At 67.2% G+C, this 4,890-nt stretch carries 5 protein-coding genes and 1 pseudogene; 2 read left to right on the forward strand and 4 right to left on the reverse strand.

Annotated features, from left to right (window positions below):
- Together AC1D1G_RS41765 and uvrB are read right to left on the reverse strand one after the other, a co-directional pair.
- Window positions 1-150 (reverse strand): helix-turn-helix domain-containing protein (locus tag AC1D1G_RS41765; protein WP_477956559.1); only part of this gene is annotated, 150 nt, incomplete at its 3' end.
- 30 nt (window positions 151-180) lie between these two features.
- A complete protein-coding gene (uvrB, locus tag AC1D1G_RS41770) occupies window positions 181-2,343 on the reverse strand; it encodes an excinuclease ABC subunit UvrB (RefSeq protein ID WP_477956557.1) in 2,163 nt (720 codons plus the stop codon).
- 77 nt (window positions 2,344-2,420) lie between these two features.
- On the opposite strand from uvrB, the gene AC1D1G_RS41775 reads away from it, so the two are divergent.
- Window positions 2,421-2,939 (forward strand): ribonuclease FAU-1 family protein, encoded by a 519-nt coding sequence (locus AC1D1G_RS41775; protein ID WP_105413716.1) that lies wholly within the window; start codon window positions 2,421-2,423, stop codon window positions 2,937-2,939.
- A gap of 1 nt (window position 2,940) precedes the next feature.
- Here the strand turns inward: AC1D1G_RS41775 and coaE are convergent, their stop codons facing one another.
- Complete coding sequence (gene coaE / locus AC1D1G_RS41780) at window positions 2,941-4,155, reverse strand: dephospho-CoA kinase (protein WP_477956558.1); 1,215 nt, start codon at window positions 4,153-4,155, stop codon at window positions 2,941-2,943.
- Between the two features lie 170 nt (window positions 4,156-4,325).
- On the opposite strand from coaE, the gene AC1D1G_RS41785 reads away from it, so the two are divergent.
- The gene (locus AC1D1G_RS41785) at window positions 4,326-4,544 is read left to right on the forward strand and encodes a hypothetical protein (RefSeq protein ID WP_280782493.1); all 219 of its coding nucleotides are present in this window, start codon (window positions 4,326-4,328) and stop codon (window positions 4,542-4,544) included.
- 148 nt (window positions 4,545-4,692) lie between these two features.
- On the opposite strand, the pseudogene rpsA reads toward AC1D1G_RS41785, so the two are convergent.
- A pseudogene (gene rpsA, locus AC1D1G_RS41790) lies at window positions 4,693-4,890 on the reverse strand (30S ribosomal protein S1); the annotation flags it as partial.

A 4,890-nucleotide genomic window follows, 5' to 3' on the forward strand; every position in this document is an offset into this window, starting at 1 on the left:
CATCGGCGCGGAGCGGCCCGCGAAGTAGCCCATCCGACCCGGTGCGAGGCCCGCCTCGACCAGACGATTCTCGACCTCGGGAACGAAATAGCTGAGCGAATGAAGCAACTCCAAGGACCGGGCGGTACGACCTGCGTTGTGTGCATCCATGCTTCAGACCGTACTGCCTGGGCGCGCCCGCTATTTCAGGCCCGCGGCATCCATGCCGCGCAGCTCCTTCTTCAGGTCGGCGATCTCGTCGCGCAGTCGTCCGGCGAGTTCGAACTGCAGATCTCGGGCGGCGTTCATCATCTGATCGGTCAATTCCTTGACCAGATCTRCCAACTCCGCCCTCGGCATCGACTTCGTATCGCGGCCCTCGTACACCCCGGCGCTGACCGAGCGCCCGGCCTCGCCCTGGGCGCGGCGCCCGCGAGTGGCGTTGCGGCCGGAACCGCCGACGTCGACTCCGCTGGCCGTGTCCTCGGCTTCCTCGTAGACCTGGTCGAGGATGTCTGCGATCTTCTTCCGCAGCGGCTGCGGATCGACGCCCATCTTCTCGTTGTAGGCGATCTGCTTCTCACGCCGCCGCTCGGTCTCCTCGATCGCGTGCTGCATCGAGTCGGTGATCTTGTCGGCGTACATGTGGACCTGGCCGGAGACGTTACGAGCCGCGCGGCCGATCGTCTGGATGAGGCTGGTCGAGCTCCGGAGGAAGCCCTCCTTGTCGGCGTCGAGGATGGCGACCAACGACACCTCGGGGAGGTCGAGGCCCTCCCGCAGCAGGTTGATACCCACCAGGACGTCGTACTCCCCCAAACGAAGTTGCCGGAGCAACTCGACCCGTCGCAGGGTGTCGATGTCCGAGTGCAGGTACCGCACCCGGATACCGAGTTCGAGGAGGTAGTCGGTGAGGTCTTCCGCCATCTTCTTCGTCAACGTGGTGACGAGGACGCGCTCGTCCCGGTCGGCACGTTCGCGGATCTCGTGCACGAGGTCGTCGATCTGCCCCTTGGTCGGTTTGACGACCACCTGGGGGTCGACGAGACCGGTGGGGCGGATGACCTGCTCGACGAACTCCCCGCCTGCCTGCCCGAGCTCGTACTTGCCGGGTGTGGCCGACAGGTACACCGTCTGCCCGATGCGCTGGGTGAACTCCTCCCACGTCAGCGGGCGGTTGTCGGTGGCGGACGGCAACCGGAACCCGAACTCGACGAGATTCCGTTTGCGCGACATGTCGCCCTCGTACATCGCGCCGATCTGCGGGACCGTCACGTGGGACTCGTCGATGACGAGGAGGAAGTCCTCCGGGAAGTAGTCGATCAGCGTGGCGGGCGCCGTACCCGGCCCGCGACCGTCGATGTGACGCGAGTAGTTCTCGATGCCGGAGCAGAACCCGACCTGCTTGATCATCTCGAGGTCGTACTGGGTGCGCATCCGGAGACGCTGCGCCTCGAGCAGCTTGCCCTTGTTCTCGAGGTCGGCGAGCCGTTCCTCGAGTTCGGCCTCGATGTCCTTGACGGCACGTTCCATCCGCTCGGGACCCGCGACGTAGTGCGTGGCCGGGAAGATGCGCACCGAGTCGACCTTCCGCACCACGTCCCCGGTGAGGGGATGCAGGTAGTACAGCGCCTCGATCTCGTCGCCGAAGAACTCGATCCGGACCGCCAACTCCTCGTACGAGGGAATGATCTCGACGGTGTCGCCGCGCACCCGGAAGGATCCGCGGGTGAACGCCAGATCGTTGCGGGTGTACTGCACGTCGACCAGCAGCCGCAGCAGAGCGTCGCGCGGAACCTCCACCCCGACCTCGAGCTGCACCGAGCGGTCGAGGTACGACTGCGGGGTGCCGAGACCGTAGATGCACGACACGGACGCCACCACGACCACGTCCCGCCGCGACAGCAGGCTCGACGTCGCGGAGTGGCGCAGCCGCTCGACGTCGTCGTTGATCGACGAGTCCTTCTCGATGTAGGTGTCGGTCTGCGCGATGTACGCCTCGGGCTGGTAGTAGTCGTAGTACGAGACGAAGTACTCGACGGAGTTGTTGGGCAGCATGTCGCGCAGCTCGTTGGCCAACTGCGCGGCGAGCGTCTTGTTGGGCGCCATCACCAGGGTGGGCCGCTGCACCTTCTCGATCAGCCACGCCGTGGTGGCGGACTTGCCGGTACCGGTGGCGCCGAGCAGGACCACGTCCTTCTCGCCGGCGTTGATGCGGCGTTCCAGATCGGCGATCGCGGTGGGCTGATCGCCGGCCGGCTTGTGGTCGCTGACGACCTCGAACCGCGCTTCCGACCGCTCGATCTCCCCGATGGGACGGAACTCGGAATGTGCCACCACGGGGTGCTCGGATGCAAACGCCATACAACCAGGGTAGGCGCAGGTACCGACAAACTCTCCGACGATCTCCGTCAGCTGAAAAACCCGGTAGGTTCCCCACCATGGCAGGCGCGAGTCACGACATCCACCCACCGAAGGTCGAGTACTTCGACCTACGAGATCACACCAACACCGACCCCAAGGGGTTCGTCCGCCACGTCGATCACTACCGCGTCGAACCGTGGGGGCTGTACATGGCGCGCACCTCCGACCACCGGCAGTTCCACTACCTGGAGTCGTGGCTGCTCCCCGACCTCGGCCTGCGGGCGTCGATCTTCCACTACCACCCCTACCACCAGCGCGATCAGGACCACTACGTCGACATCGGCAGCTTCACCCGGGGTGACGACGTGTGGAAGTCCGAGGACCACTACCTGGACCTGGTCGTCCGCACCGGCCGCGACACCGAACTCCTCGACGTCGACGAGCTGATGGAGGCGCACACCACCGGCCTGCTCGACACGGCGACGGCCGAGCGGGCGATCCTCACCGCCACCACGGCGATCGACGGCATCGCCGCGCACGGCCACGACCTCGGCCGCTGGCTGGCCTCGATCGGGATGCCGATCGACTGGCGGTGACCTACGCGCTCCAGCCGGTCCGCTCGGCCCATTCCCACGCCCGGTGATAGGCGCGGTCGAACCACGGGGTCTTCGCGTCAACATAGGCGGTGATCGCGTCCCGGTAGTCCGTGTGACCGGCCGCCTTCTCCGCCGCACCTTCCTTGACCGCGAGGTACTCGGTCCGGGCCTCGGTGTCGGCGCGGAGCCAGTCGCGGAAGACGAGCGCGAACTGCTGTCCGGGCCACCCGTCGACGCGAATGTGGATGTTGACGGGCCGTCCGGGATCGGCACCGCCGTGGATTCGCTTGCCCCACAGGGCCGGGTCGGTCTCTCCGCCCTGGTACGAGGGCTTCGGGTCGTCGGCGGTGATGTGCTCGATGCGGGGGAACCCGGCGTCGGCGAGGGATTCGGCGAGGTCGTCCGCGGTCTCGAGGTTCGCGACGGTCACCTGGACGTCGATGACGTCCTTGGCGGGCAATCCTTCGACGGCCGTCGACCCGATGTGGTCGATCCGGACGGCGCGGTCGCCGCACACCAGTTTGACGCGAGCGATCAGCCGGTCGGCCTGCGCCGGCCACTGCGGATTCGGCGGAGCGAGTTCGGGCAGGACCCGGACGACGGTCCGCGTGCGGATGTTGGACTCGAAGGGCACGAGACGCTCCGACCACAGTGCCCGGATCGCCGGCTCGAGCGCGCCAGGGGCACCGCTGTTGTCGAGCCAGACGTCCGCCGCCGCCCGCCGCTGATCGTCGTCGGCCTGGGCTGCGATCCGCGCGCGCGCATCGGTCTCGGGCATTCCCCGCGATCCGACAAGCCGCCGCACCCGCTCCTCGGCATCGACGAATACGACGACGACCAGGTGGAAGGCCGCGCCCATTCCGCCCTCGACCAGCAACGGAATGTCCTGGACGAGGATGGCGTCCTTGGGCGCCGATTCGATCGTCTCGGTGGTGCGCGCCCCGACGAGCGGGTGAACGATCGCATTCAGCGCGAGCCGCGATTCGTCGTCGGCGAAGGCGCGGGCAGCCAGGGCGGGCCGGTCGAGTGTGCCGTCCTCCGTCAGGATCTCCTCGCCGAACCGGTCGACGAGCGCGACGAGGCCGGGTGTTCCGGGTTCGACGACCTCCCGCGCAATCAGATCGGCGTCGACGATCACTCCCCCGAGTTCGGCGAGGACCTTCGACACGGTGGACTTACCGGCTCCTATGCCTCCAGTGAGGCCGATTCTCAACACGCCTCCCAGTGTTGCACCCGCCGCGCACCGAGTACGCACGTCCCTCGCCGATCTCCACCCTCTCCTCCCTCTGCAGACTCACCTGCCCCAAATACCACAGATGTCCGACACGGTCGGTTATGTTCTAGCGAACGCACCCGACCTGCACCTTCTCGAAGAAGAGGAACGCCATGCGCGATCACCGCAACCAGTTCGGTCGGCACCGCCTCGGCATTGCGGGCGGGGTGCATTGCATGGAGATCCCCGAGGTGGCCTCCGCGCTCGCCGACCACCGCCGGACCTGGCTCACGGCACTCATCAGCCAGGGCAGGCACAGCTTCGCAACGATGCGCAAGCGCGCCGACGTACAGCCGTCGTCCGGTTACTGGATTCCCGCCACCGCGAACTGAGCACCAGCCTCACCCCCCACACCACTGTGGCCCAACCTCCGGAGAGGTTGGGCCACAGTCATGTTCGGACGTCCTGCAACGACGAGACCCCGCCCCTGCAGTGCAGGAGCGGGGTCTTCGGCTTTGCCTGACGAGTCAGGCGGACTTGCTAGGCGTTGCCCGACAGCTTCTCGCGCAGAGCGGCGAGCTGTGCGTCGCTGGCCAGCGATCCGCCGGCAGACTCGGACGACGAGGTGCTGGCAGCCGAAGCGGCGTCGGCGTCGCCGGCACCCGACTCGGAGGAGTAGCCGGCAGCAGCGGTGGCAGCCTCGGCGGCCTCGTCTGCAGCGGTCTTCTCCATCTGAGC

The sequence above is a fragment of the Rhodococcus sp. P3_B8 genome, from assembly GCF_056402775.1.